This window comes from Diaphorobacter sp. HDW4B (assembly GCF_011305535.1).
Lineage (GTDB): Bacteria > Pseudomonadota > Gammaproteobacteria > Burkholderiales > Burkholderiaceae_C > Diaphorobacter_A.
Map to the genome: position 1 here is coordinate 2,357,475 of NZ_CP049905.1, position 25,026 is coordinate 2,382,500.

A 25,026-nucleotide genomic window follows, 5' to 3' on the forward strand; every position below is an offset into this window, starting at 1 on the left:
CAAAGAGGCAGTGTACGGACAGGTGGCTCGCTCACCAATGGTGGATTGCGAGCAGTTCAGTCGTCCGGTGTCAGCCGATATCCCACACCGCGAATGGTTTTGATGAGTCCGGGCTGTCCAGCGTTTTGCAGCTTTTGACGCAGTTTCGAGAGATGCGAGTCGATCACGCGATCCAGTGCATCGCTCTCGGGCAGGCAGCGCTCGATGAGCTGCGCGCGCGAAAAGCAGCGCCCAGGTTGCGAGGCAAGCAGCGACAGCAAGCGGAACTCCGTCAGCGTCAGGGGCAGCGGCTGCGCTCTGCCGGTGCGGTCATGTGCGACAGCGCAATGCGCTTGCAGATCGATGTCCAGAGCCCCGACACGAATGGCCGTCGTTGGTGCTGGCTGAGCGTGGGTTCGCCTGAACACGGCCTGCACGCGCGCCACCAGCTCGAATGGGTTGAACGGTTTGACCAGAAAGTCGTCTGCGCCCAGTCGCAGTGCCACGAGCTTGTGCACATCGCCCGCGAACGCACTCAGCATGATCACCGGCGTCGGATGGTGCTCTCTGATGGCGCGCAGAACGTCCAGGCCATCGCGCTCCGGCAAGTCGGTGTCGAGCAGCACCAGATCGGGCCGAAAGCGTCGAAACAGTTGCAGCGCCTCGGGCCCGTCGCGCGCAATGCGGGTTCGCAGTCCGTGGCCCTCCAGATGAGCGCAGAGAACGGTGGCGACGGGCGGGTCGTCATCGGCCACCAGCACCAGCGCAGAAGTCGTATTGGCGGGCAGGTGCTTCCTGCGTGATCTTGTCGCATCCATGCCGGGCTGGTGGTGCCACTCGTTCAGTTCTTGCGAGGCGAAAAAGTTGTTCTCCATGTTTTCTCCATCCACCGCGCAAATTTCCATGAGATTGGTAGCGTCGAATGCGCACGGGAATTTTGCTTTTAGCACCCCAAGCCGCTTCGTTGCTTGAGCTACCGAGCCCCTGAACGCTTCGGTGCCAAGTCTGTTTCTTCTGTTTCATCCGCTGTGCTTCACGTTGGTTGTCGACACGGCTGGATTCACCAAGGGAGCCATTCTCATGAGCCAACCAGCAAGACCACCCATCCCGCAAACGGAATGGGTGGTCCAGTCCGACTTCGATGGCACCATCAGCCAGCGCGATGTGACCGACAGCCTGCTGCGGAGCTTTGGCATGCCCGGCTGGCGATTTCTGGAAAGCGCGTGGGCGCAGGGGCAGATCGGTTCACGCGAATGCCTGAGCGGTCAAGTGGCCTTGCTGGATATGAGCGCCGCCGACCTGCACGCGCATCTCGACTCGGTCGCCATCGACGCTGGATTTGCGCAGTTTGTCGATGTGGCACAAGCGCTGGGCGTTCAGGTGCAGGTGGTGAGCGATGGCCTCGACCATGCCATCCAGCATGTGCTCGCGCGCCACGGGCTGGGCAATCTGGAGGTGATCGCCAACCGCCTCGTGCAGGTGAGCGAGCGACGCTGGCGCGTGGAATTCCCATGGGGGAGTGCGAGATGCGAGCGTGCAAGTGGCAACTGCAAATGCGAGCGGCTGGCGGCAAGGCAATCCTGGCGGCAGCGGGTGCTCTATGTGGGGGACGGCGTCTCGGACTTCTGTGTGTCCGGCAGGGCCGATTTTGTATTGGCCAAGGACCGGCTCATCGCACATTGTGTGGAGCAGGGCATTGCGCATGCAGCGTTCCAGAGTTTCGCGCAAGCTGGCCATCTTCTGCGGACGACGGTGCAGGAAAGATCGGTGGTCTGATGAACGAATCGACGCTTGCATCGCTGTGCATCACGGCACATGAGTTCGCGCGTTCGGGCCATGGGAGCTGTGCTCGAACGGGTGCGTTGCTGGTCCACGGCATGACGGGAACCCCCGCGGAAATGCAGGTGCTGGCCAAGGGCCTGAATCGAGAGGGCTTCACGGTCTACGCAGTGCAGTTGGCGGGCCATTGCGGCACAGTGGACGATCTGGTGCAAACGCGATGGCAAGATTGGCTGGCGAGCGTCGAATCGGCGTTGGCGCGGTTGTCCGGGCAAGTCGATCGGGTGGTTGTCGTGGGGCTATCCATGGGAGCCTTGCTGGCGCTGCTTGTGGCGGCGTCATCTGGCAGGCAGATCGCTGGAGTCTGCGCGCTCTCGCCCACATTGCGCTTTGACGGATGGAGTCTTCCGGCATATACACGGCTGGCCTTCTTGCTGCCTTTGTTCAAAAGCCTTGGCATCGGAAGAAATCGCATTTTCATGGAGGCACCGCCCTATGGCATCAAGGACCAGGCTCTGCGGCAGCGAATCGTCGAGAAAATGCGGAGCGGCCACAGCGCGCAGGCAGGCCTGCCGGGCAACCCTTGGTGGACGGTGCTTGAATTGCGGCGTCTGTCCGCGCATGTGCGATCCCGGCTGTCGCAGATTCACGCCCCCACGCTGGTGATGCATGCCAGAGACGATGATGTGTCGGCCGTCTCCAATGCGCACGACATCGTGCGTGGTCTGGTGCATGCGCAGGTCGAGCTGGTGCTGCTCGACGACAGCTATCACATGATCACCATCGACCGCGAGCGACGCACCGTCATTGCGCGCGTCAACGATTTTGTGAAGCGCATCGACGCGAATCGGTGATCAACGGATCGCCCTTTTGGCACGCCGCAGCAATTGATCCAGCAACACCATCGCCTCATCAATCTCGCCACGCGTGATCATCAGCGAAGGCGCGAAGGTGATCACGTTCTTGTAGTAACCGCCCACGTCCAGCACCAGGCCGCGCTTCTGGCCTTGGTATTCCAGGCCCCCTTCAAGACCGATGTCGACCATCTTGTCGAGCAGCGCCTTGTTGGGGGTGAAGCCGTCTTCGGTGCAGATTTCCGCACGCAGCGCGAGGCCCATGCCGTCCACATCGCCGATTTCCTTGTGGCGCTTTTGCAGTTCTTTCAGACCTTCGAGGAAGTGGGCACCGGATTCGCGCACTTGCCTTCCGAAGTCCACTTCGTGCGTCATCTTCATCACTTCCAGTCCCAGCGCCGTACCCAGTGGGTTGGAGGCGAAGGTGGAGTGCGTCGATCCCGGTGGGAACACGGTGGGGTTGATGAGTTCTTCGCGTGCCCACAGGCCGGACAGCGCATTCAAGCCGTTGGTCAGCGCCTTGGCGAACACCAGCACATCCGGCTTGATGCCGAAGTTTTCCACCGACCAGAGCGTGCCGGTGCGCCAGAAACCCATCTGGATTTCATCGACCACCATCAGCACGCCGTGATCGTCGAGCACCTTCTTCAAGCCCTTGAAGAAGTTGGGCGGTGGCACCACGTAGCCGCCCGTGCCCTGAATCGGCTCCACATAGAAGGCCGCGTATTCGCACTGGTTGGTCTTGGGGTCCCACACCGCGTGGTATTCGTTCTCGAACTTGCGCGCAAAGTCGCGCACGATCTGCTCGGAATACTCCTCGGCCGTCATGCCCTTGGGGCGGCGGAACGGATAGGGGAAGGGAATGAACTGCGCGCGATCACTGAAGTGGCCGAAGCGGCGGCGATAGCGGTAGCTCGACGTGATCGACGAAGCACCCAGCGTGCGGCCGTGATAACCGCCTTCAAACGCGAACATCAAGCTCTTGCCGTTGCTCGCGTTGCGCACCACTTTGAGCGAGTCTTCAATCGCCTGCGCACCACCCACGTTGAAGTGCACGCGGCCTTGGTGGCACCATTTCTTCTCCGCGTCCTGCGCGATGAACTTGGCGAGTTCGATCTTCGTGGGATGCAGGTACTGGCTGGCGACCTGCGGCAGCTCCTTGAGCTGCTCGATCATCCTCTCTTCAAGACGCTTGTTCTTGTAGCCGAAGTTGACCGCCGAGTACCACATCTGCAGATCCAGATACGGCGTGCCAGCGTCGTCGTACATGTAGCTGCCTTCGCAGCCGGTGAATATCTTGGGGGGATTGACGTAGTGGACGGTGTCGCCAAACGAGCAGTACTTGGCCTCGTCGGCCAAGAGTTGAGCGGTATTGATGGTCACAGCGAAAAGGCTCCTGATTTAAGCCTTTTCAGTTTCTGCGCTCAATCTTGTCGGGTAGTGCAGGGAGTTTGGAGGAATTGTGGAGATGTTTCTCCGGTCCACGGACGCGATCTCATTGTGTGCGCTTCGAGCGGGCGCTGATCTGCTTTTCCAGTTGCTCCAATTGCTCCAGCTCCTGGAGGTCTGCTGCGTCCGCTTCGCGCGCTTCATGCTGGCGACGTGCAGCATCAAACTGTTCGTAGCGTTCGTGGGCGATGGTGGTCATTGCCTTCTGGCTCATGTGGCCCGCGCCCTGCAACAGCGGCTGTTCGTTGAACGCCATGAAGTTGTCCACATACGCGCGCCAGTCGCCGATCTTCAGCCCCTTGCGCTGCATGGCGCGCAGTTCCGCGAAGTCCAGAAACATGCTGACGATGCGGTTGAGCCGGTCGAGTTCTTCGGTGTGCAGATAGTTCTTGGCGACGGTGACATCCGCCTTGCGCACGCGCCCGCCTTTCCATGAGGTGAGCGCCATGTGGGGCTGCGCGGCATCGGCGCGCTGCACGATGAGTTCGACGGCAGTCTGCGAGGTCACGGCGAAGAACATCTTGTTCTGGACCTCTGCGAAGAACAGGCCGGTCGCCTCGCCGTCGTCGGCATAGTCCACCGAGAGCGCGAAGAGGTCGCGCACCTTCTGGTAGAAACGCTTCTCGGAACTGCGGATGTCGCGGATGCGCTGCAGCAGCTCGTCGAAATAGTCCCAGCGGTCACCGTTCTTGAGCCGCTCGTCATCCATGACGAAGCCCTTGATCAGGTACTCCTTCAGGTGCGTGCTGGCCCATTGCCGGAACTGCGTGCCACGCGGCGATTTCACGCGATAGCCAATCGCGAGAATCATGTCGAGGTTGTAGAGCTGCGTGCGGTAGCGCTTGCCGTCAGCGGCAGTTGTCAAGTCTTCCTTGACAACTGAATCGCCGCGCAACTCACCTTCGGCAAGCACGTTGCGCACGTGCAGGCTGATGTTTTGTTTGGTGGTTTCGAAGAGCTGCGCAAGTTCCAACTGCGTCAACCAGACGGAGCCACCGTCTGATCGCAGGAAAAACTGCGCGCTTCCATCTTCTGTCGCATACAGAACCAACTCCGCACCCACCGCCTTGTCACTCATGTCTTGCTCCTAGGGACACAAGCGGCCATTTTTTGTGCAAGTCGGCTACGGCGGGTCTGCTCTCAGGCAACGGCTTCCGTCAAAAATCCAAAAATCCGCCGCGTCTTCACGCTGTCCACCGCCTTGCCGATGGCCGCGATGTGATCCGGCGTGGTGCCGCAGCAGCCGCCCACCACGTTGACCAGGCCTTCCGCTGCGAACTCGTGCACGAGGCGCGAGGTGACGTCGGGCGTTTCGTCAAAGCCGGTGTCGCTCATCGGATTGGGCAGACCGGCGTTCGGGTAGCAGCTGATGAAGGTGTCCGGCGCAGCCTTGTTCAGTTCCTGGATGTACGGGCGCATCAACGTCGCGCCGAGGGCGCAATTCAGGCCGATGGAGAGCGGGTTCGCGTGGCGCACGCTGTGCCAGAAGGCGGTGACGGTCTGGCCCGAGAGAATGCGGCCCGAGGCGTCGGTGACGGTGCCGCTGATCATGATGGGCAGCACTTCGCCGGTGTGGTCAAAAGCTTCTTCCACGGCGAACAGGGCGGCCTTGGCGTTCAGGGTGTCGAAGATGGTTTCGACGAGGATCACGTCCGAGCCGCCTTCGATCAGCGCGACGGTCTGCTCGAAATAGGCCTGACGCAGTTGCTCGAAGGTGACGTTGCGTGCGCCCGGGTCGTTCACGTCGGGGCTGATGCTGGCGGTCTTGGGCGTGGGGCCAAGGGCGCCGGCGACGAAGCGGGGCTTGTCGGGCGTGGAGTACTTGTCGCAGGCGGCGCGGGCCAGTTTGGCCGAGGCGAGGTTCATCTCGCGCGCCAGTTCGGCCATGCCGTAGTCTTCCTGCGCGATGGTGGTGGCACCGAAGGTGTTGGTCTCGATCAGGTCGGCACCAGCGGCCAGATAGCGCTCGTGGATGTCGCGGATCACGTCGGGGCGGGTGAGCGAGAGCAGCTCGTTGTTGCCCTTCACGTCGCGCGGAAAGTCCTTGAAGCGGTCGCCTGTGCCGTCGGGGCCGGTGTAGCCTTCGCCACGGTACTGAGCCTCACCCAGCTTGAAGCGCTGGATCATCGTGCCCATGGCACCGTCGAGAATCGCAATGCGGTTCTCCAGAATGTCGGGAAGCTGTTGAGCGCGGGTGTAGTGAGGCAGAGTCATCCCGCTATTGTAGGAAAGCTGCGCCGTTCTCCATGCTTTGCACTCGGGAGTCCGTACCCGTCAGAGGATTTGCCGGGCGCAGGCGGCACAATACCCGGTTGAAATCCGGGTGCGCGCAGGCTTGCGGCACCTTCCCCCGCTTCACCTCATCATGGCTTGAATCCAAGCCGAGAAAGGCGTGAGTGCTATCGAAAAGAGAGAGTTCCGATTTGTCTCCCGCGCAGTTTGTTTTGAATGATGTCTTCGGCTACGAGCAGTTCCGTGGCCCCCAGCAGGCCATCATCGAGCATGTGATCGCGGGCGGTGACGCTCTCGTGCTCATGCCCACGGGCGGCGGCAAGTCGCTGTGCTATCAGGTGCCGGCCATCGTGCGACGCGATGCGGGCAAGGGCGTGGCGATCGTGGTGTCGCCGCTGATCGCGCTGATGCACGACCAAGTTGGCGCGCTGCACGAGGCGGGCGTGGAGGCTGCTTTTCTCAATTCGACACTCGACTGGCAGGCGGCGCAGGATGTGGAAAACCGCGTCTCGCGCGGCGAGATCACGCTGCTCTACGCCGCGCCCGAACGGGTGAACACCGAGCGGTTTCTGGGCCTGCTGGACGGGTTGTATCAACGTGGTCAGCTTGGCCTGTTCGCGATTGACGAAGCCCACTGCGTGAGCCAGTGGGGACATGATTTCCGGCCCGAATATCGGCTCCTTTCGGTGCTGCACGACCGCTATCCCGGCGTGCCGCGCGTGGCGCTCACCGCGACGGCCGATGCGCTCACGCGGGTCGACATCGTCGAAGGCCTGAAGCTGCAGAATGCGCGCCAGTTCGTCAGCAGCTTTGACCGGCCCAACATCCGCTACACCATCGTCGAGAAAAAAGAGCCGCTCACGCAGTTGCTCAAGTTCATCGAGCGCGAGCATCTGGGCGACGCGGGCGTGGTCTATTGCCAGTCGCGCCGCCGCGTGGAGGAACTGGCCGAGGCGCTGGTGGATGCGGGCATCACTGCGTTGCCGTATCACGCCGGTTTGCCGCAGGACGTGCGCCAGCGGAACCAGGACCGCTTTCTGCGCGAAGACGGCATCGTGATGACCGCCACCATCGCCTTCGGCATGGGCATCGACAAGCCGGACGTGCGCTTTGTCGCCCATGTGGACATGCCCAAGAACATCGAAGGCTACTACCAGGAAACCGGCCGCGCGGGCCGCGACGGGCTGCCTGCGGATGCGTGGATGGTCTACGGCCTCAACGACGTGGTGAACCAGCGCCGCATGATCGACGACAGCCCCGCGACCGAAGAATTCAAACATGCAATGCGCGGCAAGCTCGATGCGCTGCTGGGCTTGGCCGAAGCGACCGACTGCCGCCGCGTGCGTCTGCTGTCGTACTTCGGCGAACATTCCGAGCCCTGCGGCAACTGCGACAACTGCCTGCATCCGCCCGAAGTCTGGGACGGCACGGACGCCGCGCGCAAGCTGCTGTCCACCATCTACCGGGTGCACGAGGCCAGCGGCATCGCCTTCGGCACCGGCCACATCATGGACATCGTGCGCGGCAAGGACACGGACAAGGTCAAGCAGTTCGGCCACGAAAAGCTCTCCACGTTCGGCCTCGGCACCGAGTATTCCGAGCCGCAGTTGCGCGGCGTGCTGCGCCAGTTGCTCGCCACCGGCGCGGTCGGTCTGCAGAAGGTGCAACTGGAGAGCGGCTACAGCTTCGACACGCTGAGCCTCACGAACGGCTCGCGCCCGGTGCTGCGCGGCGAGCAGTCCGTGCTGCTGCGTGAAGCCATGGCGGGCGCGGTCAAGCGCACCAAGAAGAAGACCGGCGTCAAGCTGTCCGTGGCCGCCGAGAGCCTCAATCAGGACGGCCAGGTGCGCTTCATCAACCTCAAGGCCTGGCGCGCCGAGGTCGCACGCGAGCACAACCTGCCCGCGTATGTGATCTTTCACGACGCGACGCTTGCTGCGATTGCCGAGCGCAATCCGACGTCGCTCGAAGACCTGCAAGGCATCAACGGCATCGGCTCCAAGAAGCTCGAAGCCTACGGTGCCGAGGTGCTGCGGGTCTGCGTCAGCCCGGGTTGAGGAATCAGCGCGGGCATTGAGGTGAACGCCCGCAGCGGCGGCGATGCAGGATCAATGCCGCCATCACTCACAGGCAAGACAGTCGGGGCAGGCGATCGGAAGATGAACTCGTTCATTTCATCCGCTCGCAAAGGGCGATTTCTTCACCCTGAAAGGCCTGACCATGCCGACACCCAACCACCCCAAGCTGCGCGTTGCCGCAGTGCAAGCCGCGCCGGTTTTTCTGGACATCGACGCGACCATCGACAAGACCATCGTGATGATGGAGCAGGCGGCGCGCCAGGGCGTGCAGTTGGTGGCGTTTCCGGAGACCTGGATCCCCGGTTATCCATGGTGGATCTGGCTGACTGCGCCGGCCGTCGGCATGCAGTATGTGCAGCGGTATTTCGACAATTCGTTGACGCTGGGATCGCCTGAATTCCAGCGCCTGGCCGATGCGGCGCGCGCGTTCAATCTCTGGCTGTCGGTGGGCTTCAGCGAGCGCTCGGGCGGCAGCCTCTACATCGCGCAGGCGCTGATCGACAACACCGGACAGGTGCAGATGACGCGGCGCAAACTGCGGCCCACGCATGTCGAGCGCACGGTGTTCGGCGACGGGGACGGCAGCGATCTCAACGTGATCGACACAGCCATCGGCAAGGTGGGAATGCTCAACTGCTGGGAGCATCTGCAGCCACTCACCAAGTTCGCGATGTATGCGCAGAACGAGCAGATCCACATCGGCGCCTGGCCCAGCTTTTCGGTCTATCGCGGTGGGGCCCACGCGCTGAGTGCCGACGTGAACAACGCGGTGAGCAAGGTGTACGCGGCGGAAGGCCAGTGCTTTGTGATCGCGCCCTGCGCTGTGGTCTCCAAGCCCATGCACGAGCTGCTTTGCACGGACGAGATGCAAAAGCAGTTTCTGCTGGTCGGCGGTGGCTTTGCGCGCATCTACGCACCCGATGGTTCGCAGCTTGGCGGCGTTCTGGCCGAGACCGAAGAGGGGCTGGTGATTGCGGATATCGATCTGGGAATGATCTCTCTCGCCAAGGCTGCTGCCGACCCGGCCGGGCATTACGCACGGCCCGATGTGACGCGCTTGCTGCTCAACAAGACGCCGGGGGACCGCGTGGTCACGCAGTTGCCTGCTGGCTCGCAGCTCAACGGTGCCGCCCACGTCGTCGGTTTGGGCGCGAAAGAAGCTTCGACCGAAGATGCCGAATGAGGCTCGGGACCTGCATCCATACCTTCATCCGCAACTCACGGGCCATCCACATGAACTTCCATCCATCTCGATCCACCAGGGCGGGCATCGTCGCTGCGGTCTTGCTTGCCACCGCAGCCACGCCCGCACAGGCGCTTGAATTCACGGCGGGGGACTACGAGCAATTGCCGGGCGGCATGAACATCGGGCTGCTGTATCTGCAGCATGCCGATCGCACCCATCTCTACGCCAACGGCAACAAGATCGCGAACAACTTCAAGCTGACGTCGGACGTCGCGCTCTTGCGCTACATCCGCACGATTCAGTTGAACGACACGACGACCTTCGATGCCAATCTGATTGTGCCGATGGCGCGGCTGCGCACCTCCGGGGCCGCGTCGGTGCTGGGCGATGCCAGCGGTGTGGGCGACATCGTGACGGGCGGCGCGTTCAAGTTTCTGCTCGACCCCAACACGCGCGACGTGTTCAGCATCGCGCCGTTCCTGACGCTGCCCACGGGCCAGTACAACCGTGCGGATCCGCTGAGCATCGGCGAGAACCGCTGGAAGCTGCTGGTGCAGATGGTCTACATCAAGCACTTCGGAAGCGACTGGGCGCTGGATCTGGGCGCGGACGCCACCCACTTCGGCAACAACACCCATGTCGGCCCAAGCAGTGCGACCATGAAGACCAAGATGCGGTTCGAGACGCAGGCCCATCTGCGCTACAACGTCACGCCCGCCACCACGCTGTCGGTCGGCATCGGGCACATCAACGGTGCTGAAAACAAGATCGCAGGCATCTCCAGCAACGATGAACAGAGCACGACCTACGGGCGGCTGACAGCGGCACATTTCATCGACAAGACCACGCAATTGCAGGTGCAGTTGGGCCGTGACCTGAGCACCCACAACGGTCCTGCGGAGCGCATCCGCGTGAACTTTCGTTTGATGAAACTGTTTTGACCCGTTACAGAAGAGGGAGGAGGAAAGAGGGCGGCGTTCGTTGGCATCCAAGGGCCGCGTCAGCGGCGCTGACGAACGCCGTCATCCTCGTTCATCGGCGCTGCGCTGCCCCTGCGCGATGGCCATCGCCGCCGCCTGCTGCCGCCATTCGCGCGGCGAGCAATGAAAGCGTTCGCGAAACGCGCGGCTGAAATGCGCCGCGTCGTTGAAACCCCAACTGAAGGCAATGGCCGCCACCGACAAATTGGCCTTGCGCAGATCGATCAACTCGCGGCTGCAGGCGTCAAGGCGTTGGCTCCAGAGGTATTGCGATGGCGACATCGCCTCGTTCTTGAAGACGCGATGCAGGTGCCCGCAGGACATGCCCAAGTGCGCGGCCATCATCTCGATGGTGAGTGACGGATCGCGCACATGCTCGTCCATGTATTGCCGGATGCGCGCCACATGGTAGGCATTCAGGTTGGACAGCTCGGCCTTCTTGCAGGCTGGCAGCGACTGCAAGCCCGCCACCAGCACATTCACCACGCCATTGGCCACGGCAGCGGCGGCGGCGGGGCGCAGTCGATCGATCTCGTTGAGCAAGGTGTGGATCAGGCTGAACAGCACACGCCCCGCGCCGGTGTGGCCCTCCACGGTGGTGGCGGTGAGCAGTTCGGTGCCGCCCAGCAGTGCGTGGATCTGGTCACGGCGGAATTTCAGCACGATCTCTTCAAAGCCGCTGCCGAAGTGCAACGTATAGGGCCGCGTGCTGTCGTACACGCAGCAGTCGCCGGGCGACATGTGGGCGTCGCGCCCGTCCTGCGAGATGATGGCCTGCCCTTGCGTCTGCAGGCTCACAATGAAGAAATCATCCGACGAGCGCGAGATGACGTGGGGTGTGCGCAGCACCTTTTGCGCGCTAGACTTCACCACGGACAACTCCATTCCCGGCAGGCGGTGCGTGACGATGGAGCCGCTGAAGTCATCGCTTTGCACCGCGTCGGTTTCGAGCTGCACATAGGTCGCGCAGATCATGTCGTTCCAATACGCAAGCCGCTCCTTGGGCTCGACGCTGTCGGTGGTCAAAATGAGGCTCATGGCAATACGCGAGAGCGGGTTGCGGACGGCTGCGAGAGGCAGTGAATCCGAGCTCGACGCCTGTCAATATTCACCAGCCCCAAGAGTGAATGCAAGACAACAAAATGCTTGGAAACACCTAGATGAGAGTCTCAGTCAATGGTCGGGCGAGTCCTGAACAAGACAGGGTTTTTCAATCGATTGCGGCGAGTGGATGAAGAGCGCAAAACACGGCCCTCAAAATACTGTTTTTATAATCAGTGTTTTAATGCGCAGACATGTCCAAAACTACGCTCCCCCGCCACCACCGAACGCGCCTGATGCAGATCTGGCGCTCGGCGGGCTGGCCGTGTCAGGACGCGGTGGAGATCGAGTTGCTCGCTGCGGGGCTGGTGCATCTGCAGACGTCGCTCGACGGCCACCAGCAACTCAAGCTGACCGACACCGCCATTGCGCTGCTGGCCAATGCGCGGCAACTGGGCTTGCGATCCGCCACCTTGCATGACCGGATCGAGCACCGGTTTGCACAGCAGCAATTGCTTCCGCAGGGGCGCATCGTCTGGCGCGAGTTGATGTTGCGTGTGGCGTTGGAGGACGACCCCGTCGTCGCTGAAGTCGCACCGGAGATGCCCGCGAGCGACATGCTGTGGGCCGACGAATCGCAATTGCCCGCCAACGTGCAGCGCGCGGCCAAGCGTGTATGGCGCATTGCGCGGCCCGATCTGTTTTCGATCCGCAATACCTCGGCGCAGCGCTATCTGCATCCGCTGGTGCACGAGGTCAAGGCCAGCCGCGCGGATCTGCTTTCCGATCTGCGGCATCGCTCCAAGCGGCTCGCGTATCAGTGGCTCAGCGAAGAGTGCCACTACGTCTTCCCCGCAGGCATTGCCGAGCCCGAAGAGCTGCCCGAGGAATACGGCGTCTGGGTGATGCATGGCGATGTGGATGATGCGCCGCGCTTCGAGCTGCTGCGGCCCGCGCGGCATGTGCGCTGCGCGCTGCCGTTCACCGTGTGGATGGCGCTGTGCAAGGCCGCGCCGCTGCAGCGCGACGAGGAATTGCGCCACGCACAAACCCAGCTCGGAAGCGAGCCCTGCGATGGCGAACACGGCTGAGGCATCGGCCCCTCCCATCTACAGCGTCGCGGTGCGCGAGCTATGCGCGTTCACCGCCAAATCGGGCGATCTGGATCTGCGCTTCACGCCAGCCCCCAGCGCGCAGGAAGGAATTGCAGGACACGCCAAGGTGACTGCCAAGCGCGATGCAACGCACTACGAATCGGAGATTCTTCTTGCCAGCCGTTTTGAAAGTCTGCAGGTGCGTGGCCGCGCCGATGGCTTTGACAACCGCGCGAAGCGACTCGAAGAAATCAAGACCTTCAAAGGTCGGCTCGATCGCCAATCCGCCGCGCAACGCGAACTGCACTGGGCGCAGGCGCGCGTCTACGGCTGGTTGATGTGCGAGGCGCGCGGCTTTGCGGCGCTCGACATCGCGCTCGTGTATTTCGACATCGACAGCGAGCGCGAAACGGTGTTCACCGAGCACTGGAGCGCTGACGCGCTGCGCGAATTTTTCGAGGCGCAATGCCAGCTTTTCGTCGATTGGGCAAAGCTCGAAGCCGAGCACCGCGCGGTGCGTGATGCGGCCTTGCGCGCCTTGGCTTTTGCGCATCCGCAGTTCCGCACCGGCCAGCGCGAACTGGCCGAAGGCGTGTACCGCGCGACGACCAAGGGCCGCGTGCTGCTGGCGCAGGCACCGACGGGCATCGGCAAGACGGCGGGCACGATTTTTCCTGCGCTCAAGGCCATGCCGGGGCAGTCCATCGACCGGCTGTTCTACCTGTCGGCCAAGACTTCGGGACGGCAGCTTGCGCTCGATGCGCTGCGCGAGTTGCGCGCGCATGGTGGCGAATCCGTCCGCGTGCTCGAAATGGTGGCGCGCGACAAGGCCTGCGAAAACCCCGGCAGCGCCTGCCATGGCGATGCCTGCCCGCTGGCCCAGGGCTTTTTTGACCGCTTGCCCGACGCGCGCACCGACGCTCTGGCCGAGCCCGCACAACTGCTCGATCAGGAGAGCGTGCGCTCGGTCGCGCTGGTGCATGGCATCTGCCCGTACTACCTGTCTCAGGAGCTGGCGCGTTGGGTGGATGTGGTGGTGGGCGACTACAACTATTTCTTCGATTTCGGTGGGCTGCTGCATGCGCTCACGCAGGCCAACGACTGGCGCGTGGCGCTGCTCGTCGACGAGGCGCACAACCTCATGGACCGCGCGCGCGGCATGTTCAGCGCCACGCTGTCGCCGCAGGCGCTCAAGCAGGCCGCGCAGTCCTCCACAGCCGATGCCACGCCGCGCGTGAAGAAAGCACTCGCGGCGGTCAAGAAGCAATGGGGTACGCTCAACAAGGAGCAGACCGAAGACTACGCGGTGCACGCGGCATTTCCTCCCGCGCTGCTCAACGCGCTCACGCAATGCGTGCAGGCCATCGGCGAGCATTTTGCGGATCATCCCGACACGCTGGATACCGATGTGCAAACCTTCCAGATGGAGGTGCTGCAGGTGCTGCGCCTGCTCGAGAATTTCGACACGCATTCGCTCATCGACCTGCAGCGCAACAAGGGCCCGCAGGCCAAGCCGGGCGACACCGACATCAGCGTGCGCAACATCGTCCCCGCGCCGTATCTGGCCGAGCGCTGGGCCGAGGTGCATGCCGCCACGCTGTTCTCCGCCACGCTGCAACCCATGCACTTTCACGCCGATCTGCTGGGCCTGCCCGAGCCGCATGCGACGCTCGAAGTGGGATCGCCATTCAGCGCAGAGCAACTGCAGGTGCAGGTGGCGCGCCACATCTCCACGCGCTATGCGCACCGCAGCGCGTCCATCGCTCCGATGGTGCAGCTCATGGCCGAGCAATTCAACGCGCGGCCCGGCAACTATCTGGCGTTCTTCAGCAGTTATGAGTATCTGGAGCAAGCGGCCGATGCCTTCGCGCGCCAGCGCCCTCACATCACGCTGTGGAAGCAATCGCGCCGCATGGCCGAGGCGCAGCAGCGCGAGTTTCTGGCGCAGTTCACCGAACGAAGCCAAGGCATCGGCTTTGCCGTGCTCGGCGGCGCGTTTGCCGAAGGCATCGACCTGCCCGGCAGGCGCTTGATAGGCGCGTTTCTCGCCACGCTGGGGCTGCCGCAATTCAATGCCGTCAACGAGCAGATCAGCGCGCGCATGGAGCAGCTTTTTGCGGGCAAGGGATACGACTACACGTATCTCTATCCCGGCCTGCAGAAGGTGGTGCAGGCCGCAGGCCGCGTGATCCGCACGCCGCAGGACGAAGGCGTGGTGCATCTGATCGACGATCGTTTTGGGCGCTCGGAAGTGCGTCGGCTGTTGCCTGGCTGGTGGCGTATTGATGCTGGTTGAACTGCATCATGGCAAGCGCAAAATCAGGCCATCGTTTGCAATTGCTATCAAAATTACATGTTTAATAACATATCATTGCAGAGGCGGACGAGCAGCCAACCTGAAACAAGACTTTGGAGAGACAAGACGATGTTCAAGAAAATCGTAGCGGCGATGGCGCTGCTGGGTGTGAGTGCCACCTATGCCATGATGCCTCAGGCTGGCACTTGGTCGGTGACTGGTGAGAGCAAGGGAAAGCCAGGGCGCGGGTTTGGCATCGACGTGCAGAACGACACATTGGTCATGCAGATGTATGCGTACGACGCCAATGGCAATCCGACTTTCTATCTCACGGCCGGCAAGATCACCAACAACACCTACACAGGCGTGCTCAACAAGTATCGTGGTGGCCGATATTTCGGAAGCGGCGATATTTCGGGTGTGGATGACGGTATCGCAGGCACGGTCACCATGCGCTTCGTTTCGGGCACCGAGGGCTACATCAAGTTTCCTAACGAAGCCGAGAAGCCGATCAGTCGCTTCAGCTTCGGCTACACGCTTGCACCGGAGAGTCTGCGTGGGGTCTGGACCCTGGTTGCCATCAGCAGAACATCGGCATCGCTCGACAAGGTGGACTACTTCACGCTGGAGCGGACCATGGCAGGCTCCGGCTATGGCACGGGTGCCATAGCATCGGCTGATTACCAGTACGTATGCGAAAACCTGACCAGCGGCCCCAATGCCGGGTTGACGATGTGCCTGAAGTTCAACTCGACCGGCAGTGTCATTCGTGCCAACTATTTCCTCTTGAGTGTCAATGACGGCGAAGGCATCGCAGGCACGAGCGGGGCGACGGCCAACGATCCGTTGTTCGTAAAGCGCGTCACGAACACATCGGGCGTTGCCACCGGCATTCAATTCAAGAGCGGTGCCGTGGCCTCGGATGTTTCCAACATCGACGCAGCACAGTTCGCCAACGCACTGCAAAACGCGGCAGAGAACGTCGTGGACCGCGCCTTGCTTGAGCCGCACAAGGACGACACACCCGTGCGCTGAGATTTCAGCGCACACGCGCTCATGCGGTTGCGATGCAAAACCGGCATGGGCGCAATCGATCCCAGCGGTGATTGCAAGCCACAATAGGCTCCATCGCAACCCTGCTGGAGAACGGTATGGCGGTCAGCGTTTTTGATCTCTTCAAGATCGGCATCGGTCCTTCAAGCTCGCACACGGTCGGCCCGATGCGTGCCGCACGCCAGTTCGTTCAGCGGTTGGCGCGCAGCGAGCAACTGAACAATATCGCGCGCTTGCGCTGCGTGCTGTATGGCTCGCTCGGTGCCACGGGACGCGGCCACGCGAGCGATCGCGCCGTAATCCTTGGGCTGGCCGGGTTCACACCCGACACCGTGGATGTCGACGCCATCGACGGCTTCATCGCAAGCGTGCGCAAGGAACACCGATTGCCGCTCGCCGATGGTCCGCAGATCGCCTTCAAGGACGGCGTGGATCTCGTGCTCGATCCCATGGTCACCTTGCCGTTCCACGCCAATGGCATGCGCTTCGAGGCTTGGAACGCGGCGAGCGAGCTGCTCGACACGCAGGTCTATTACTCGGTCGGCGGCGGTTTCATCGTGAGTGAGGAAGCCGCGCAGGACACCGGGCGCCAGGCCGAAATCGCGCCCGACACCGAGGTGCTCCCCCTGCCATTCCACAGTGGAGAACAGTTGCTCGCGCAGGCCCGCGCCAACGGCGGATCGATCGCCCATGTGATGCGGGTGAACGAGCGCCACTGGCGCAGCGACGACGATATCGACAGTGGCCTGCTCACCATTTGGCAAGCCATGCAGGCCTGCGTGTCGCGCGGCTGCGATACGGCGGGCGAGTTGCCCGGTGGCTTTCGCGTGCGCCGCCGCGCACCCGCGCTGCACAAGGCGTTGATCAGCGCGCCCGACGTGAGCGACGACCCGCTGCAGGTGATCGACTGGGTGAACCTGTTCGCGCTCGCCGTGAATGAAGAGAACGCGGCGGGTGGTCGCGTCGTGACCGCCCCCACAAACGGAGCCGCCGGTATCGTGCCCGCCGTGCTGCATTACTACGCGCGCTTCATCAAAGGCGCCACCGAAAGCGGTGTGATCGACTTTCTGCTCACCGCCGGGGCCATTGGCATTCTGTACAAGGAGAACGCGTCGATCTCAGGCGCAGAAGTCGGTTGCCAAGGCGAAGTGGGAGTGGCCTGCTCGATGGCCGCTGCGGGCCTGTGTGCGGTGCTCGGCGGCACGCCCGAACAGGTGGAGAACGCAGCCGAAATCGGCATGGAACACCATCTGGGCCTGACCTGCGACCCCGTCGGCGGGCTGGTGCAGATTCCGTGCATCGAGCGCAATGCGCTGGCTGCGGTGAAGGCCATCAACGCCGCGCGCATGGCCTTGCGTGGGGATGGCACGCACCATGTGAGTCTGGATCAGGTGATCAAGACGATGCGCGAAACCGGCGCGGACATGATGACCAAGTACAAGGAGACTTCGCGCGGCGGCCTCGCTGTCAATATCGTGGAGTGCTAGCGTCGCCATACTGCGCGCGCAAAGAGAAACGGAAAAGGCGCACGTCGCACTCCGCCAACAAAAAAGCACCTGCCATGCAGGTGCTTCTCGCAGCTAGATCGCCCAGACGCACAAAGCGCCTTCGATCTTTGGATTGCCGTTCAGTCGTAACGACGGGCGTTGTCCACGGCCACGCCGTTCATTGCGCGGCTGAGAGCGGCGATGCGGCGGGCGTCGCGCAGGGCGCTGTTGTAGGTGTGCTCTTCTTCCTTGGCGCGGCGACGGGCGTTCACCCAGTTGACGCGAGCCTGGTTGAATGCAGTCACTACACGGTGAGTGGAGCTTCCCAACAGCAGGAACAGGTCGAGCAGTGGAGAATGTGCGATCGGCAGGTCGCCGGTGTTGCGTGCGCGGTAAGTGCCCAGGTTGTCAGTCGCGCGCTGCACGCGCTCCAAACCCGCTTGTTTGGCGTGGACGTCTGTACGTACATAGCTTGTCATGATGTGAACCTTTGGTGTCTGCCGGGCTGTATCGAGGTGATTTCCCCTGCAGAACCATTAATATAGGGTTAACCCTAGATCATTTCCACTTTATATTTTGAATCTCAGTCATTCATATGAGTGATGATTGCTTGTGACCACGCCTTTCAATTTCCGCTCGCTCGACCTGAATCTACTCCGCGTGTTTGACGAGGTGATGGCAGAGCGCAACCTCACCCGCGCCGCCAGCAACCTGTCGATCACCCAACCCGCCGTGAGCAATGCGCTGCGCCGCCTGCGCGACCTGCTGGGCGACGAACTGCTGGTGCGCAAAGGCCACGGTGTCGAACCCACGCCCCGCGCAATGGCGCTGTGGCCGGTGGTGCGACAGTCTCTGGCGCAGTTGCAGGAATCGCTTGCGCCCGACAGTTTCGATCCCGTGACCGCGCGCACCACCTTCGTGCTGGCGATGGCCGACGCCACGGGTGCCACGCTGATTCCGCCGCTCGCCGAGATCATCGAGCGCGAGGCACCCGGTGTGTCGTTCCGCGTGGTGCCGCTGACCACGCGCGATCCGCGCAATCTGCTGGACGACGCCACCGCCGACATCGCCATCGGCTACTTTCCGGCGGTGATCTCCGACATCACGGCCCAGGCCCAGGTCGACAACGTGATGACGCACGAAAGCCTGCGCCTGTATGACGGCGAATATGTCTGCGTGATGCGCCGCGGCCATCCACTGGCCGACGCGCCACTCACACTCGATGTCTACTGTGCCGCGCGCCACCTGCTGGTGAGCTTTTCGGGCAAGCCTTTCGGCTTCATCGACGAAGCGCTCTCGGGCCTGCAACGCGAGCGCCGCATCGTGCTGACGGTGAACCAGTTCTTCACTGCCGGGCGCGTGGTGGTGAACTCCGATCTGCTGACCGTGCTGCCGCGCCATTTCGTGAGCGTGGCCAGTCTGCACGATGACCTGATCTGGCGACCGCTGCCCATGCGCCTGCCCGCCGTGCATGTGGATGCCGTCTGGAATCCGCACCGCACACACGACGCGGCGCACCGCTGGCTGCGCGAATCGATTGCCCGAGCCGCAACGCTGACGACGCCGCAACAAGCCGCGCACCTGCAAAATCAGGCCCATTTGAAATCCGCCTTGGGCAAACCCGCGCTCACCGCCAGCCCAAGCGCTCCTTCCGACGACATCTCCGATCTGTCCAACGGCCCATGAAGATCCAACTGCTCTCCGACCTGCATCTGGAAACCCACCCGAATTTCATGCCCACACCCGCACCCGGGGCCGATGTGCTGGTGCTTGCGGGCGACGTGGGTTCGTACCAGCAAGGCTCGCGCTTGACGGACGAGCATTTCGGGCTGGAGCGCTTTTCGCCGCTGCCGCAGTTTGCGCACTGGCCGACGCCGGTGATCCTCGTTCCCGGCAATCACGAATACGACGGACTGGATTTCGACGAAGCCCACGAGCGCCTTCAGCGCGCCTGCGAGCAGCTCGGCATCCACCTGCTGGAGCGCGACACGCTGGTGATGCATGGTGTGCGCTTCGTCGGCACCACGCTGTGGAGCGACTTCGATGCCCTCGCCATCGACGACATGCGCAGCAACCCCAGCCGCTATCTGCAGCAGCGGGAAAAAGCCTTTCGCGCCGCCAATTTCTATCTGCGCAAGACCGGCGGCACACGCGGTGGCGAACCGTTTCTGGCCGAGCAGGTGCGCGAGCAATCGCTGGTCTGCCAGGAATGGCTGACGGACACGCTCAAGACGCCGTTTGCGGATGGCCCGACCGTGGTCATCACCCACTTTGCGCCCAGCCTGAAGAGTGCCGACCCGCGATACGGCCTCGTACCCGGCACGGCGGGCTTCTGCAATGCCATGGACCACTTGCTGCCCTACGCGGACCTGTGGATGCACGGCCACCTGCATGCGCCAAGCGACTACACCATCACCGGCCAACGCGAGTCGGGCGGCGCCCAAAAATGCCGCGTGGTCGCCAACCCGCTGGGCTATGCGGTGAAGGGCGAACAAGCGACCTTCAACCCGACGTTCTGCGTGGAAGTGTGACGCTGCTCAGCAGTGCAGGCCGTACCGGTTGAGCGCCATCAACCCTTCGCAAAGTTGACTCAAGTCAAGCCCCTGATTTTCGTCGGCACGTAATCTGAGAGCACTCACCCACTTGGAGATTGTTCATGAAGATCTTGCTCGCCGTTGACGGAAGCCCCTATACAAAAAAGATGCTCGCCTACTTGGTGACGCACGAAGCCACCATGAGCGAATCGGTGGAATACACCGCACTCACCGTCTGCCCCGAAGTCCCACCCCGCGCCCGCAAGGCCCTCGGCAAGGCCATGGTGGATCAGTACTACGCAGAGGAATGCGACAAGGTCCTCAGCCCGGTCATGAAGTTCCTGAAAAAGCACGAAATGAACGTGAACTCGGTGTCCAAGGTCGGCCAAGCCGGTGAAACCATCGCCAAGATCGCCGAAGCCGGCAAGTACGATCTGGTCATCATGGGCACGCACGGCGTGGGCGCCCTGAACAAGCTGGTCATGGGCTCGGTCAGCACCAAGGTACTGGCGCAATGCAGCGTGCCGGTGATGCTGATTCGCTGAGCACTTCTTTGCTCACTAGCACTGGGCCGCATCTGCGGCCTTTTTGCATTGGGGTCTGCCTGGCGCAGGCCCTGCCAAATCAATCCTTCGCCAATGCTCTGGCTGCCGCACTGGTCAGCGCATTGGACAGCGCATCCAACACCTCCGACTCCAGATTCCAGGAGTGCCAATACAGCTGGATCGGCAGCTTGTAGCCCGGCGCGAGATCGACCAATTGCCCCTTGGCGATCAGCGGCGCGGCCATGAGTTCGGGCACCACGCTGACGCCCCAACCGGCGGCGACCGCGCGCACCTGTCCTTCGGAGCTGGGCACGAACACACTCGACAGCGAAACCCGCTTCAAGCCAAAGCGCCTGGCCACGAATTCGGCCTGCATATCGTCCTTGCGATTGAAACAGACAAAGGTAAGATCGCGAAAGTTATGCGCAGTAAGGCCATCGGGAAGGTTTTTTCGCGCAAATTCGGCGGAAGCCACGGCCACATACTCCATCGCCCCAAGCGGCTGTACCTTGCAACCACGTAACGGCTGCTTGAGCGTGGTCACGCAGCCCAGCACCTGGCCGGAGCGCAGCCATTCCTGCGTGAAATCCTGATCGTCGGTGATGATCTCCAGAGGCAGATTACGCCGAGCCAATTCACCCAAGGCATCCAGAGCCCAAGTGGCGATGCTGTCGGCGTTGATGGCGATGGAGATGCGCTCCTCATCCCGGGCGCCACCGGACGAACTGGGAGCCAGATCCTTCAGGTCACGCTCCAAGTCAGCACGCAGAAGACGCATCTGCTTGGTGTGTTTCAGCAGCAGTTGTCCGGCATTTGTGGGACGAAGAGGGCGACTTCGCACAATCAGCACCGATCCTACCTGCGCCTCCAACGCGCGCAGTCGCTGCGAAACGGCTGACTGTGTCACATTCAAACGCTGGGCGGCGCGCTCGAAGCCGCCTTCTTCCACAATGGCCGCCAGGCACTCCAGGGCCGCAGGATCGTAGGTGTTCATGGTTGGGGATGAGTCTCTCTACTATTAGCTGAACTGATGTTTTTTGATTAACTTTAATTTCCCTTTTCAATTGACGCAAGGCATCGCACACTGCGCCTCATGAAAACCATCGTCCTCGGCGCCGGCATCATCGGCATTTCAACAGCGTGGCATCTGCTCGAACGTGGCCACGAAGTCATCGTTGTGGATCGCCAGCCCGACGCGGCGCTGGAGACCAGTTTTGCCAACGGCGCGCAGATCTCGGTGAGCTACTGCGAGCCGTGGGCGAACCGCGACGCGCCGCTCAAGGCGATCAAGTGGCTGTTCGACAAGGAAGCGCCGCTGCTGCTGCGCCCCCAGATGGACCCGCACCAGTGGAGCTGGTTGCTCAAGTTCCTCGGCCAATGCAATGACACGGCGTTCGAGCGCAATGTCCAGCAGATCGTGGCGCTGGGGGCCTACAGTCATGCAGCGCTCAAGGAAGTGATCAGCAAGACGAACTTCGAGTTCGAGCGTCTGGAACGCGGCATCGCGCACTTCTATACCGATCAGAAATCGTACGAAGCAGCCGGGGAAGCGGTCGAAGTGATGCGTCGCTATGGCGTGCAGCGCCGCGTGGTGAGCAAGGAAGAGCTGTTCAAGATCGAGCCTGCCTTCAAGGCCTACGGCGATCACATCACCGGCGGCACCTTCACGAACACCGACGAAAGCGGCGATGCCCGCGTGTTCACGCAAAAGCTGGCCAAGCTGTGCGAAGAACGCGGCGCGCAATTCCTCTACAACCACGATGTCGTTCACCTCAACCGCGTGGGCGATGCGATTGAATCCGTGTCCGTGCGTGCACGCACTGCGGCCGAAGGCGGCCCGAGCGCATTCACACTCAAGGGCGACTCCATCGTGGTGGCCTGCGGCAGCTACAGCGCACCGCTGCTGCGCACGGTCGGCATCAATGTGCCGATCTATCCCGGCAAGGGCTACAGCGCAACGTTCAAGATCCTCAAGCCCAACGAAGCGCCTTTTGTCTCGACCATCGACGACGGCAAGAAGGTGGCGATCAGCCGTTTGGGCGATCAACTGCGCGTAGCCGGCACCATCGAGCTGGGCGGCTTCGACCACGATCTGGATTCCCCCGTCGCTCGTGCACGCTGCCACATGCTGTCGCGCCGCATCGAAACCATTCTGCCGGGCGTCTGCGACACGCGCACACCCGAAGAAGGCGGCGATCCGCAATATTGGACAGGCCTGCGTCCCGCAACACCCACCAATATTCCCTTGATCGGTCGCACCAAGCTCAAAGGCCTGTGGGTCAATTCCGGCCACGGCACATTGGGCTGGACGCACGGCGCAGGCTCGGGCAAAGCCATGGCCGAGCTGCTGTGCGGCGAGCGTCCAGCAATGGCGTTCAATTTCATGGGCTACGAAACAAACACCCCCTCGATTCGCCCCGTGCCACACGCGGCCTGATATTCAAAAGCGCATCCGACACCTGCATGGGTGTCGATCAAGCAAGGAGTTGGCACCAGGCAGGTGCTGACTCCTTGTTCACTTCTCGAATCTTTTCCGGTTGAAACGGCGTATCCAGCGTTCCCAACGCAATGGAAATCCAATCCGCATGAGTGCCTTGCGTCTTCTGCCAAGTCAAAGTGGAACCGCAGTTGGTGCAGAAACGCCGAATCACGCCCGGCGATGATTCATAAGTCGCCATCAACTCTGATCCATTGCCAATCCAGAAATCACCGAGCGGCACGCTGCCGTAAGTAGCAAAGGCTGCGCCATGGGCCTTCTGGCACATCCGGCAATGACAATGTGTCGTCGCCTTGATGCGCGAGCGAACTTCGTAAGTCACCTTGCCACACAGGCAACTTCCCAAAGCAAACGATGGCGTATTCATTGGCACATCATAGGTGTCCGTGATGTGCAAAGCACCGACTGCCACCGCCTGTTTCAGGAGGGCGGAAGATGGGCAGTATCAGCCAGAGCGATGAGGAGCTCTGGGGATGGCCAGGCGTGGCGGCAAAGCCCGCCTGCACCCGATGCGGGGATAGTTGTTGGCGCGCTGTCGACCTAGCGAGCCGAGAGCGGGAGGTCTTTTGGCTTCCGCAAAGCGCAAAGCAAAACGCCCTCCACTCTTTCGAGTTGGAGGGCGGCTTGGGCTGTAAGAGCCTGACGATGACCTACTTTCACACGGGAACCCGCACTATCATCGGCGCGAAGTCGTTTCACTGTCCTGTTCGGGATGGGAAGGAGTGGTACCAACTTGCTATGGTCATCAGGCATAACTTGGTGTCGTGGAGCCTTGTGGCTTCACAACGAATTCATAGAATCTCAATCAGCTGAGGTTTTATTCAGATTGTGCTGAACTTAATTTGATTGCGTACTTGGCATAACTACAAGTCTTTGATTGTATCAAAGTTATAGGGTCAAGCCGCACGGGCAATTAGTACTGGTTAGCTTAAAGCATTACTGCTCTTCCACACCCAGCCTATCAACGTCGTGGTCTACAACGACCCTTCAGGGGGCTCGAGGCCCCGGCAGATCTCATCTTGAAACGAGTTTCCCGCTTAGATGCTTTCAGCGGTTATCTCTTCCACACATAGCTACCCTGCGATGCCACTGGCGTGACAACAGGTACACCAGAGGTGTGTCCACTCCGGTCCTCTCGTACTAGGAGCAGGCTTCCTCAAATCTGCAGCGCCCACGGAAGATAGGGACCAAACTGTCTCACGACGTTTTAAACCCAGCTCACGTACCTCTTTAAATGGCGAACAGCCATACCCTTGGGACCGACTACAGCCCCAGGATGAGATGAGCCGACATCGAGGTGCCAAACACCGCCGTCGATATGAACTCTTGGGCGGTATCAGCCTGTTATCCCCAGAGTACCTTTTATCCGTTGAGCGATGGCCCTTCCATACAGAACCACCGGATCACTATGTCCTGCTTTCGCATCTGCTCGACTTGTCAGTCTCGCAGTTAAGCACGCTTATGCCATTGCACTATCGTCACGATGTCCGACCGTAACTAGCGTACCTTCGAACTCCTCCGTTACACTTTGGGAGGAGACCGCCCCAGTCAAACTGCCTACCATGCACTGTCCCCAGTCCAGATAATGGACCTAGGTTAGAACCTCAAACACACCAGGGTGGTATTTCAACGTTGGCTCCATGTGATCTAGCGACCACACTTCAAAGCCTCCCACCTATCCTACACAGATCTGTTCAAAGTCCAATACAAAGCTACAGTAAAGGTTCATGGGGTCTTTCCGTCTTTCCGCGGGGAGATTGCATCATCACAAACATTTCAACTTCGCTGAGTCTCAGGAGGAGACAGTGTGGCCATCGTTACGCCATTCGTGCAGGTCGGAACTTACCCGACAAGGAATTTCGCTACCTTAGGACCGTTATAGTTACGGCCGCCGTTTACTGGGACTTCAATCAAGAGCTTGCACCCCATCATTTAATCTTCC

The 25,026-nt window shown here is 61.5% G+C and carries 21 protein-coding genes and 2 rRNA genes (1 of these 23 cut by a window edge); 13 read left to right on the plus strand and 10 right to left on the minus strand.

All coding sequences use genetic code 11. From position 1 onward, the window contains the following. Window positions 1-56: 56 nt before the first annotated feature. Window positions 57-797 (minus strand): response regulator, encoded by a 741-nt coding sequence (locus G7048_RS10960; RefSeq protein ID WP_166070919.1) that lies wholly within the window; start codon window positions 795-797, stop codon window positions 57-59. Between the two features lie 262 nt (window positions 798-1,059). Between G7048_RS10960 and G7048_RS10965 the strand changes: the two genes are divergently transcribed. Continuing rightward, on the plus strand, window positions 1,060-1,755 hold the full coding sequence (locus tag G7048_RS10965; protein WP_166068173.1) for an MtnX-like HAD-IB family phosphatase: 696 nt from the start codon (window positions 1,060-1,062) through the stop codon (window positions 1,753-1,755). Continuing rightward, the gene (locus G7048_RS10970) at window positions 1,755-2,612 is read left to right on the plus strand and encodes a carboxylesterase (protein ID WP_166068175.1); all 858 of its coding nucleotides are present in this window, start codon (window positions 1,755-1,757) and stop codon (window positions 2,610-2,612) included. Before G7048_RS10965 ends, G7048_RS10970 begins: the two co-directional genes overlap by 1 nt. Here G7048_RS10970 and G7048_RS10975 read toward each other — a convergent pair whose 3' ends face one another. The 3 genes from G7048_RS10975 to G7048_RS10985 form a co-directional block, all read right to left on the minus strand. After that, window positions 2,613-3,995, minus strand: a complete 1,383-nt coding sequence (locus G7048_RS10975; RefSeq protein WP_166068176.1) for an aspartate aminotransferase family protein — start codon at window positions 3,993-3,995, stop codon at window positions 2,613-2,615. A gap of 112 nt (window positions 3,996-4,107) precedes the next feature. Continuing rightward, a complete protein-coding gene (locus G7048_RS10980; RefSeq protein WP_166068177.1) occupies window positions 4,108-5,139 on the minus strand; it encodes a virulence RhuM family protein in 1,032 nt (343 codons plus the stop codon). A gap of 62 nt (window positions 5,140-5,201) precedes the next feature. Continuing rightward, a complete protein-coding gene (locus G7048_RS10985) occupies window positions 5,202-6,275 on the minus strand; it encodes a homocysteine S-methyltransferase family protein (protein ID WP_166068178.1) in 1,074 nt (357 codons plus the stop codon). A gap of 209 nt (window positions 6,276-6,484) precedes the next feature. Between G7048_RS10985 and recQ the strand changes: the two genes are divergently transcribed. The 3 genes from recQ (at window position 6,485) to G7048_RS11000 (ending at window position 10,498) form a co-directional block, all read left to right on the plus strand. Then, on the plus strand, window positions 6,485-8,350 hold the full coding sequence (recQ, locus tag G7048_RS10990; protein ID WP_166068179.1) for a DNA helicase RecQ: 1,866 nt from the start codon (window positions 6,485-6,487) through the stop codon (window positions 8,348-8,350). Between the two features lie 163 nt (window positions 8,351-8,513). Beyond that, window positions 8,514-9,554: a carbon-nitrogen hydrolase family protein gene (locus G7048_RS10995; RefSeq protein ID WP_166068180.1), complete on the plus strand. Its 1,041-nt coding sequence runs from the start codon at window positions 8,514-8,516 to the stop codon at window positions 9,552-9,554. Window positions 9,555-9,604: 50 nt separating this feature from the next. Further along, on the plus strand, window positions 9,605-10,498 hold the full coding sequence (locus G7048_RS11000) for a transporter (RefSeq protein WP_166068181.1): 894 nt from the start codon (window positions 9,605-9,607) through the stop codon (window positions 10,496-10,498). 81 nt (window positions 10,499-10,579) lie between these two features. On the opposite strand, the gene G7048_RS11005 is transcribed toward G7048_RS11000, so the two are convergent. After that, window positions 10,580-11,575: a helix-turn-helix domain-containing protein gene (locus tag G7048_RS11005; RefSeq protein ID WP_166068182.1), complete on the minus strand. Its 996-nt coding sequence runs from the start codon at window positions 11,573-11,575 to the stop codon at window positions 10,580-10,582. Window positions 11,576-11,832: 257 nt separating this feature from the next. Here G7048_RS11005 and G7048_RS11010 point away from each other — a divergent pair, with 257 nt between their 5' ends. From G7048_RS11010 to G7048_RS11025, 4 genes are all read left to right on the plus strand, one after another. Continuing rightward, window positions 11,833-12,669 (plus strand): hypothetical protein, encoded by an 837-nt coding sequence (locus G7048_RS11010; RefSeq protein ID WP_166068183.1) that lies wholly within the window; start codon window positions 11,833-11,835, stop codon window positions 12,667-12,669. Then, window positions 12,653-14,968, plus strand: a complete 2,316-nt coding sequence (locus G7048_RS11015) for an ATP-dependent DNA helicase (protein WP_166068184.1) — start codon at window positions 12,653-12,655, stop codon at window positions 14,966-14,968. Before G7048_RS11010 ends, G7048_RS11015 begins: the two co-directional genes overlap by 17 nt. A 129-nt stretch (window positions 14,969-15,097) precedes the next feature. Next, window positions 15,098-16,003, plus strand: a complete 906-nt coding sequence (locus G7048_RS11020) for a hypothetical protein (RefSeq protein ID WP_166068185.1) — start codon at window positions 15,098-15,100, stop codon at window positions 16,001-16,003. Window positions 16,004-16,119: 116 nt separating this feature from the next. Beyond that, the gene (locus G7048_RS11025) at window positions 16,120-17,508 is read left to right on the plus strand and encodes an L-serine ammonia-lyase (protein WP_166068186.1); all 1,389 of its coding nucleotides are present in this window, start codon (window positions 16,120-16,122) and stop codon (window positions 17,506-17,508) included. A gap of 140 nt (window positions 17,509-17,648) precedes the next feature. Here G7048_RS11025 and G7048_RS11030 read toward each other — a convergent pair whose 3' ends face one another. Next, window positions 17,649-17,987 carry a hypothetical protein gene (locus G7048_RS11030; RefSeq protein WP_166066182.1) on the minus strand — a complete coding sequence of 113 codons (339 nt, stop codon included), beginning with the start codon at window positions 17,985-17,987 and terminating at the stop codon, window positions 17,649-17,651. A 196-nt stretch (window positions 17,988-18,183) separates the two neighbouring features. On the opposite strand from G7048_RS11030, the gene G7048_RS11035 reads away from it, so the two are divergent. The 3 genes from G7048_RS11035 (at window position 18,184) to G7048_RS11045 (ending at window position 20,587) form a co-directional block, all read left to right on the plus strand. Continuing rightward, on the plus strand, window positions 18,184-19,194 hold the full coding sequence (locus G7048_RS11035) for a LysR family transcriptional regulator (protein ID WP_240933312.1): 1,011 nt from the start codon (window positions 18,184-18,186) through the stop codon (window positions 19,192-19,194). After that, window positions 19,191-20,039: a metallophosphoesterase gene (locus G7048_RS11040; protein WP_166068188.1), complete on the plus strand. Its 849-nt coding sequence runs from the start codon at window positions 19,191-19,193 to the stop codon at window positions 20,037-20,039. The genes G7048_RS11035 and G7048_RS11040 overlap by 4 nt, the downstream gene beginning before the upstream one ends. Before the next feature lie 125 nt (window positions 20,040-20,164). Next, window positions 20,165-20,587, plus strand: a complete 423-nt coding sequence (locus tag G7048_RS11045) for a universal stress protein (protein WP_166068189.1) — start codon at window positions 20,165-20,167, stop codon at window positions 20,585-20,587. A 79-nt stretch (window positions 20,588-20,666) separates the two neighbouring features. On the opposite strand, the gene G7048_RS11050 is transcribed toward G7048_RS11045, so the two are convergent. Then, window positions 20,667-21,581: a LysR family transcriptional regulator ArgP gene (locus tag G7048_RS11050; protein ID WP_166068190.1), complete on the minus strand. Its 915-nt coding sequence runs from the start codon at window positions 21,579-21,581 to the stop codon at window positions 20,667-20,669. Between the two features lie 99 nt (window positions 21,582-21,680). Here G7048_RS11050 and G7048_RS11055 point away from each other — a divergent pair, with 99 nt between their 5' ends. Further along, entirely contained in the window at window positions 21,681-23,024 is a 1,344-nt protein-coding gene (locus G7048_RS11055; protein ID WP_166068191.1) for a D-amino acid dehydrogenase, read from the plus strand. 37 nt (window positions 23,025-23,061) lie between these two features. Here the strand turns inward: G7048_RS11055 and G7048_RS11060 are convergent, their stop codons facing one another. The 3 genes from G7048_RS11060 to G7048_RS11070 form a co-directional block, all read right to left on the minus strand. Next, complete coding sequence (locus G7048_RS11060; RefSeq protein ID WP_166068192.1) at window positions 23,062-23,451, minus strand: GFA family protein; 390 nt, start codon at window positions 23,449-23,451, stop codon at window positions 23,062-23,064. Window positions 23,452-23,721: 270 nt separating this feature from the next. After that, window positions 23,722-23,834: ribosomal RNA gene (rrf, locus tag G7048_RS11065) — 5S ribosomal RNA — on the minus strand. Window positions 23,835-23,976: 142 nt separating this feature from the next. After that, window positions 23,977-25,026 (minus strand): 23S ribosomal RNA (locus G7048_RS11070); it runs 1,829 nt beyond the window's last position.